Source organism: Ruminococcus sp. MCC718 (assembly GCF_018783905.1).
In the GTDB taxonomy this organism is placed as follows: domain Bacteria; phylum Bacillota; class Clostridia; order Lachnospirales; family Lachnospiraceae; genus Hominisplanchenecus; species Hominisplanchenecus faecis.
Genome location: NZ_WQNP01000047.1, coordinates 91,124 through 91,504, shown reverse-complemented (window position 1 = coordinate 91,504; position 381 = coordinate 91,124). Strand labels below are relative to the sequence as shown.

At 40.7% G+C, this 381-nt stretch carries 1 pseudogene; it reads right to left on the bottom strand.

Annotated features, from left to right (window positions below):
* Window positions 1-189: 189 nt before the first annotated feature.
* Window positions 190-351: pseudogene (locus tag GPK60_RS15650) on the bottom strand (transposase); the annotation flags it as partial.
* Window positions 352-381 lie beyond the last annotated feature (30 nt).

Here is a 381-nt window from a genome sequence, read left to right as displayed (position 1 = left end):
TTCAGATACTTGACGATTGCTGTTATGGACAGCTTTGGTGGAGCTGTTACAAAGCAGTGGACATGGTCTCCTTCACCACAGTAAAGCGGACATTCACAATCCGCTTCGCTACTTGCTCATGAACGCAGTCGCTTAGTGCTCTGCACACTTGAAGCGGGGGAATGGTTCTCTGCGTTCAAATAAATGAACAGTAAAGCCCTTGTCCTCAGCAATCTGCTGCACCAGTTCCTTTAGGTATTCCTCAATTTCTGAGTTTAATATCTTCCGTCGGTATTTCACTGACCATACCATATGGTAGTTGATATTACACACGCAAGTTCTATAATATATTAGATTTTCTTTCATACATATAGTATATCATATTGAATTGTAATGTGCAAT